Source organism: Thermus antranikianii DSM 12462, from assembly GCF_000423905.1.
GTDB classification, from domain to species: Bacteria; Deinococcota; Deinococci; order Deinococcales; family Thermaceae; genus Thermus; species Thermus antranikianii.
Genome location: NZ_AUIW01000010.1, coordinates 78,328 through 84,618 on the forward strand (window position 1 = coordinate 78,328; position 6,291 = coordinate 84,618).

7 protein-coding genes and 1 pseudogene are annotated in these 6,291 nt (G+C 65.3%); 3 read left to right on the forward strand and 5 right to left on the reverse strand.

From position 1 onward, the window contains the following. Positions 1–20 precede the first annotated feature (20 nt). Entirely contained in the window at positions 21–470 is a 450-nt protein-coding gene (locus G584_RS0107995; RefSeq protein WP_028494162.1) for an arsenate reductase ArsC, read from the forward strand. 2 nt (positions 471–472) lie between these two features. Here the strand turns inward: G584_RS0107995 and ubiE are convergent, their stop codons facing one another. Beyond that, the gene (ubiE, locus tag G584_RS0108000; protein ID WP_038050911.1) at positions 473–1,192 is read right to left on the reverse strand and encodes a bifunctional demethylmenaquinone methyltransferase/2-methoxy-6-polyprenyl-1,4-benzoquinol methylase UbiE; all 720 of its coding nucleotides are present in this window, start codon (positions 1,190–1,192) and stop codon (positions 473–475) included. Between the two features lie 55 nt (positions 1,193–1,247). Here ubiE and G584_RS0108005 point away from each other — a divergent pair, with 55 nt between their 5' ends. Beyond that, complete coding sequence (locus G584_RS0108005) at positions 1,248–3,086, forward strand: ABC transporter permease (RefSeq protein ID WP_028494164.1); 1,839 nt, start codon at positions 1,248–1,250, stop codon at positions 3,084–3,086. After that, entirely contained in the window at positions 3,083–4,006 is a 924-nt protein-coding gene (locus G584_RS0108010) for an ABC transporter permease (RefSeq protein WP_028494165.1), read from the forward strand. The genes G584_RS0108005 and G584_RS0108010 overlap by 4 nt, the downstream gene beginning before the upstream one ends. On the opposite strand, the gene G584_RS0108015 is transcribed toward G584_RS0108010, so the two are convergent. The 4 genes and pseudogenes from G584_RS0108015 to G584_RS0108035 form a co-directional block, all read right to left on the reverse strand. Beyond that, positions 3,994–4,269: a hypothetical protein gene (locus tag G584_RS0108015; protein WP_028494166.1), complete on the reverse strand. Its 276-nt coding sequence runs from the start codon at positions 4,267–4,269 to the stop codon at positions 3,994–3,996. The genes G584_RS0108010 and G584_RS0108015 overlap by 13 nt on opposite strands. Before the next feature lies 1 nt (position 4,270). Further along, a complete protein-coding gene (locus G584_RS0108020) occupies positions 4,271–5,059 on the reverse strand; it encodes a PSP1 domain-containing protein (protein WP_028494167.1) in 789 nt (262 codons plus the stop codon). Beyond that, positions 5,056–5,865, reverse strand: coding sequence for a DNA polymerase III subunit delta' (locus G584_RS0108025; RefSeq protein ID WP_028494168.1), 810 nt, complete (start codon positions 5,863–5,865; stop codon positions 5,056–5,058). The genes G584_RS0108020 and G584_RS0108025 overlap by 4 nt, the downstream gene beginning before the upstream one ends. Before the next feature lie 103 nt (positions 5,866–5,968). Beyond that, positions 5,969–6,291, reverse strand: a pseudogene (locus G584_RS0108035) (transposase); the annotation flags it as partial.

The following is a 6,291-nucleotide window of genomic DNA, read 5'->3' on the forward strand; positions in this document are numbered from 1 at the left end:
GGGAAGGTTAGGTTTATAGGATGCGCCTTTTGGTTCTTTGCACCCACAACTCCGCCCGCAGCCAGATGGCGGAGGGCTGGCTCCGGCACTGGGCCAGGGAAATGGGAGTGGACCTCGAGGTCCACTCCGCCGGCACCGAGAAGACCTTCGTCAAGGAAGAAGCCAAGCGGGTGATGGCCGAGGTGGGAATCGACCTTACGGGGCACTTCTCCAAAACCCTTTTTGAGCTCCCCGATCCCTGGAACTTCCACCTGGTTCTCACCGTGTGCGATGCCGCTAAGGAAGCCTGCCCCGCCTACCCCGCAAAGACGGAAAAGCGCCACGTTTCCTTCCCCGATCCCTCGGGAAAATCCCTGGAAGAGTGGCGCAGGGTGCGGGATGCCCTCGGGCGCATGGCCCGCTACCTGGTGGAAAACCTGAAAGTTGGCCGTATCCCCACAGACGAGGAGCTGGAGGAAGCCGCAAGGTAGCCCTATCGGGCCGACCCGGCCTCGAGGTCCCCGATGTGGATGGCCACCACCCCGAAGGTGAGGAGTTCGTAGCGCACCGTGAAGCCCGCTTCCTCCATCATGCCCCTTAAGGCTTCCGGCGGGGGAAAGGCCTCCACGCTTTCCGGCAGGTAGCGGTAGGCCCCGAAGTTCCCTGAAACCAAGCCTCCTAGGAAGGGGAGAATCCTCTGGAAATAAATGCGAAAAACCCGGCCAAAAATCCCTTGGGGAGGGGGAGGAAACTCCAGGATGACCAGCCGCCCCCCCGGGGCCAGGACCCGGCGGAGCTCGAAAAGAGCCTTACGGTAGTCGGCGAAGTTGCGGAAACCGAAGGCGATGGTGATGGCCTCAAAGCTTCCTTGGGGGAAAGGAAGGGAAAGGGCATCGGCTTCCAGAAACTCCACCGCAAGGCCCTGCGCCCGGGCTTTCCTGCGGGCAATCTCCAGCATGGGCAGGGCGAAGTCCGCCCCCACCACCTGAGCCGTGGGCGCCCTCCTCTTCAACATAAGGGCCAGGTCTCCCGTGCCCGTGGCCAGGTCCAGGATGCGCCTGGGATTTTTTTCTAAAGCCAGGGCCACCGCCCGCCTACGCCAGCGAAGATCGGTGCCAAAGGAAAGAAGCCGGTTTAAAAGGTCGTAGCGGGGAGCGATCTCCGCAAACATGCGCCGCACCCGCTCGGCCTTTTCCTGGGGAGAAACCTCCACGAAATGAAGTCTAGCACCGCCCGGGGCCGTAGACCTACGGGGCTAGGGTACAATCGTGGGCGTGTGGAAGGACCGTAAGCGCCTGGGAATCCTGGTGGCCCTGGGGGGAGGGGTTCTCCTCCTCCTCTGGTACCTGGCGCCCTGGGCGGTACCCCATCGCCTTTTTGGCGGCGAAGGCGTGCTTCTAAGCCCCTTCGGCCACCACCTGCCCCAAGGAACCCTGCCCCCGGGTTACCGGGATGGCTGGCTCTCTTGGGTCTTTTATCCCTCCTTGGTCTGGCTGGCCCTCACCCTGGTCCTGGCCTGGACCCCTAAGCCTGCCCGGAAGCTTTACCTCATGGGGATCCTGGGCCTAGGCCTCTTTCTCCTCACCTACCTTCTCTTTCAAGCCAGCGTGGCCCAGGTGAACGCGGGTGCAGAAAGGCCCATCCTCAGGCGGTACACCCTGGGGCTTGGCAGCTACGCCACCTTGGCCTATAGCCTCTACCTTCTCCTCCTGGCCCGGCTTTTCTCTCCTGGGGGGCTAGCCTTTCTGGTGCGCCGCCGGGGGGTGGTGGTGCCCCTCTTCTCCCTCCTCCTGGCCTCCTTGTTGGGTGGCGTCATCGTGGCGGTGATGAAGGCGAACCCCGGGGAGGCTAAGACCTTGCGAGAAGCCGCCATGTTGAAGCTGGACCTCATCACCTACACCTACCAGCTCCTCTATAGCCCCTTGGTCAACCCCTCAGGCTTCCTGCAAAGCCTCCTCCTGGCTACTCCCCTGATCCTCACCGGCTTGGCCGTGGCTTTAGGCTTCCGCGGGGGGCTCTTCAACATCGGGGCCCCGGGGCAGCTCATCCTAGGAGGCATCGCCGCCATGCTGGTGGGGGTGTACCTGCCGGGACCCAGGTGGCTGGTACTGCCCCTCGCCATCCTGGCCGCCGCTTTGGCCGGGGGGCTATGGGGCGCCCTGCCTGGTTGGCTCAAGGCCCGTTTTGGGGCCCACGAGGTGATCAACACCATCATGCTGAACTACATCGCCGCAAGCCTCTTCCTTTTCCTTATCTCCTCCAACGAGTACAAGTTCTTCGGCTACACCCTGTACCTGCCCTTCAAGTACCCCGGGTACGAGGCCCGGAGCTACGAGATTCGACCCGAGGCCCGCATCCCCCACTGGACCGAGCTGGTGGCCCCAGGGGGGGAGCTTTCCTTCGCCTTGCCCTTGGCCCTCCTCCTGGGCCTCCTGGGCTACTTCCTCACCAGAAAAAGCCTGGGCCACCGGGTGCTCCTGGGCCTCCTGGCCGGGATGGTGGGGTACTTGGTGGGGGGGTTTCTTCCGGGGCCTGCGGTGAACTTCGGCCCGGACCTCACCTCGGTGCGGCTCAACGGGGCCTTCCTCTTGGCCCTTCTGGCCCTTCTCTTCTTCCACTTCTACGTCTTCCGCACCGTGGGGGGATACGAGCTTAGGGCCATGGGCCTGGCCCCCAAGGCGGCGGAGTACGGGGGGGTGCTCTCTGGGCGGAAGATGGTCCTCACCATGTTCCTGGCAGGAGCCTTGGCGGGTCTGGCCGCCACCCACTACGTGCTGGGCGGGGGGATTGACGAGTACCGCCTGAAGCAATCCCTTCCCTATTCCGTGGGCTTTGACGGCATCGCCGTGGCCCTGATGGGCCAGAACACCCCCTTGGGGGTGGGCCTCGCCGCCTGGCTTTTCGGCATCCTCCTCACGGGAGGATTGCAGGTGAACCTGCAGCTCGGCATCAGCCGGGAACTGGTGGCGGTGCTTCAGGCCTTGATCGTTCTCTTCATCGCCGCAGGGGGCTTTTTGCCCCGCTACTTCACCGACCCCCTGCGGGCAGCCGAGGTGGAACTTAGGGAAGAAAGTCGAAAGCGAGGGGAAAGGGAGGAGACCCCATGAACCTGGACGCTGCCTTTTGGATCGCCCTCTTCTTCTCCACCCTGCGCCAGACCACCCCCCTTTTGCTCACCGCCTTGGGGGGGATGTTTTCCGAAAGGAGCGGGGTGGTGAACATCGCCCTCGAGGGCATCATCCTCTTCGGAGCCCTCACCGCCGCGGTGGTGGTGGAAAGGGTGGAACACACCTTAGGCCCCGGCCCCCATCCCTGGCTTCCCTGGCTTGGGATCCTAAGCGCCATGCTGGTGGGAGGGCTGGTGGCCCTGGTGCACGCGGTGGTCTCCATCAAATACCGGGCCGACCAGATCATCAGCGCCACCGCCATCAACCTCCTGGCCCTGGGAGCCCCTAGCCTGGTGCTCACCTACTTCTACGGCAACGCCACCAACTCCAAGGAGGTGGCAAACCGCCTGCCCCTTTGGGGGCCGGAGGGCTTTGCCCTTTCCCCTTTGGTCTACCTGGCCTTCCTCCTGGTCCCCCTAAGCTGGTGGGTCCTCTTCAAGACCCCCTTTGGCCTGCGGCTCAGGGCCGTGGGCGAGCATCCCGAAGCCGCCGACACCCTGGGGATCAACGTGTACCGCATGCGCTACATTGGGGTGGTGCTCTCCGGGATCCTGGCGGGCCTTGCCGGGGCCTACCTGGCCATCGGCTTTCTCAACCAGTTCGTGCGGGGCATGTCCGCGGGGATGGGGTTCATCTCCCTGGCGGCCATGATCTTCGGGAAGTGGCACCCCTTGGGCATCCTTTTCTCCACCCTGCTTTTCGGCTTCGCCAGCGCCTTGGCCATCCAGCTTCAGGGCACGGAGATCCTGCCCGCGGTCTTGGTGCAGGCCTTCCCCTATGTGGTCACCATCTTGGTGCTGGCGGGCTTCATGGGCAAAAGCCGACCCCCGGCGGCGGTGGGAAGGCCCTACGAGAAGTGAAGGACCTTGACCCACCGCCCCAGGCGGTAGCGGAGGGTGAGGGCGCTGCCGTCCTGGAAGCGGAGCTCCACCCGCCCCTTTCCCAAGGCGAAGCCCGCCACCTCCTCCGCCCCTAGACCCTGGGCGAAGTGGGCGAAGCCATCCGAGCGCAGGTAGAGGAAACCCTCCCCCCCAGGGGTGAGGAGGAAGATCTGGGCCTCGGTGCCCTGGCGGTTCAGCACCAGGCGGCGCACCTTTCGGGCGAAAACCTGGGCCCCGCTCATCCTAAGCCAGTTCCTCCTTGGACACCTCCACCGCCTTCCCCTCCTCCAGGAGGAGCTCCACCGTCCCCTTCAAGGGGTTCACCTTTTGCACCTTGCCGCACACCCCCTCCTTGGTGCAGACCCGGGCGTTCTTGCGGGGAAGCTCCTTAAGAAGCTCCTGGTACACGGGATGCTCGTAAACCAGGCAGCAAAGAAGCCGGCCGCAAGGACCCGAGATCTTCTCGGGGTTCAGGGGAAGCCCCTGGTCGCGGGCTAACCTAATGGAAACCTGGGCGAAACCCTGAAGCCAGGTGGAGCAACAAGACTCCATCCCGCAGGCGCCCAAGGTGCCCAGGTAGGCGGCCTCCTCCCGGGGGCCCTCGGCCAAAAACTCCACTCGAGCCCCGAAGCGCTCGGAAAGCTCCCGGGTAAAGCGCTTGAGGTTCACCCGCTCCTCCGCGGCGTAGTGCACGGAAAGGTGCCGGCCATCCAGGGTGAAGTCGCACCCCAGGACCTTGGCCCTCACCCCCTCTTCCCGAAGGCGGGCCCGCAGGTAAAAGGCCGCCTCCTCCGCCTTGGCCCGGAGCCTCGAGGCCAGGTCCAGATCCTCCTTGGTGGCCAGGCGCACCACCTCCCCGGCCTCCTTCTCCTTGCGGGGCGGGGTGCGCACCTTGCCCACCTCCAGGCCCCGGCTGGTGCGCACCACCACATACGCCTCCAGGGGCGGGGGATCCCCCTGGAAGCGGAAGTAGCGCAGGACAGGGGTGCGGGCTTTGCGCAGGTCGGCGTGCAGGCGAACGCCCACGGTCATGTTTCCAAGTCTAAGGCCAATCGGGCCAGGACCAGGTCCGGGCTCACATACCGCTCCAAGGCCTCCCGAGCCGCCTCGAGGGCCAGAAGCGCCCGCGGACGGTGGCGGAAGGCGGCATAAAGGGCGAAAACCCCTTCCTCATCCGCAAAAAGCTCCTTCAGAAGGGTAAACCGCCGCCAGGAGGAGGCGCCATCCACCTCCCTGGCCTTCTCCATACGGGCGCGAAAGGCATCGAGGTCGGCTAGGGCCCTCAGAAGCCGGCCTGGAGCCCCGCCGGCGTAAGCCAGAAGCTCCGGGTCCTGGGTCAAGGGGTAAAGCCGCTCCTCGGGCACCGGGGCAAAGGCCACCTCCAGGGCCCGGCTGGCCAAGGTGGGAAGCAGGGTGGCGCGGCTTGGGGCGATGAGGACGATACGCCCGTAGGAGGGAGGTTCCTCCAGAAGCTTTAAGAGGGCGTTGGCCGCCGCCTCGGTGAGGAGGTGGGCGGCATCCAGGATGGCCACCTTGACCCGCTCCCGGGGGTGGGTGGCAAACCAGTCGAAAAGGGGTTCCACCTCCTCAAGGCGGATCTCCACCCGCCCCTTCAAACCCCGCTCCGGGGGACCTATCTCCAGAAGGTCGGGGTGCTCCCCCAAGGCAGGGGGAGGGAACCCCCGGTTCAGCCCCCAGGCGTACCAGCGGGCCACCAGGCGCCTCCCCACCCCTTCCGGCCCCGAGAAGAGCAGGGTAGAGGCGCCAAGCCGGGGCAGGAGCTCCAGGACGGCCTCGTGGCCGATTATTCCCCAAGGGTCAGGCGGGTGTAGAGCCACGCGGGAAACCCCTCCTCCGCCAGGCGCTGGGCCACCTTATCCAGATTGTACCTCACCCGGAAAAAGGTGATCCCGTCCCCTTCCCACAGGGCAGACTTGACCGTTATACCGCATAGAGCCCCAGGAACCTGAGGGCGGAGAGGGGATGGAAGGAGAAGGTCTCCAGGGCCGCCTTCTTCTTCCGCACCCCCCTGCGGTACAGCAGGGACACCAGAAAGGCCCGGAGGACCGCCAAGACTTGCGCCCCCACGCCCCGCACCTGGCAGGCGTCCTCATGGAGGAGGACGTCCCGTACCCAAAAGGACCGGTTCTCCACCTCCCACCGGGAAAGGAGAAGCTCCCCAAGCCGCCTCGCGTCCGCCTCCTCGGCTCCCAAGCTGGTGAGGGCGTAGCTCGCCGCGCGCCGTACCTCCCCCGTCCCCTTGT

What these genes read in the sequence shown, in the direction of transcription:
- G584_RS0107995 (WP_028494162.1), top strand. Translation starts at nt 21, where the DNA reads ATGCGCCTTTTGGTTCTTTGCACCCACAACTCCGCCCGCAGCCAGATG.
- G584_RS0108010 (WP_028494165.1), top strand. Translation starts at nt 3,083, where the DNA reads ATGAACCTGGACGCTGCCTTTTGGATCGCCCTCTTCTTCTCCACCCTG.
- G584_RS0108015 (WP_028494166.1), bottom strand. Translation starts at nt 4,269, where the DNA reads ATGAGCGGGGCCCAGGTTTTCGCCCGAAAGGTGCGCCGCCTGGTGCTG.
- G584_RS0108020 (WP_028494167.1), bottom strand. Translation starts at nt 5,059, where the DNA reads ATGACCGTGGGCGTTCGCCTGCACGCCGACCTGCGCAAAGCCCGCACC.